1 protein-coding gene is annotated in these 239 nt (G+C 52.3%); it reads left to right on the forward strand.

What is annotated here, in order from left to right:
• Window positions 1-239 (forward strand): DUF808 family protein (locus tag ACTHSP_RS24065; RefSeq protein ID WP_440347232.1); only part of this gene is annotated, 239 nt, incomplete at both ends.

Genomic DNA, 239 nt, shown 5'->3' on the forward strand with positions numbered 1-239 from the left:
CGACGTAGCGATGATGACCAAAGTCGCCGCCAAAAAAACTGCCGGGGTGGTTGGTGACGATTTGGCGCTCAACGACAATCAGGTAACCGGCGTATCCGCCGAGCGCGAATTGACGATTATTTGGGCGGTGGCAAAAGGCTCTCTGGTCAACAAGCTGTTTCTGTTGCCGCTTGCGCTGTTGCTTTCAGATTTCCTGACTGCGATGTTTACTACCTTGCTGATGATCGGCGGTGTTTATT

The sequence above is a fragment of the Neisseria sp. P0001.S005 genome, from assembly GCF_051963715.1.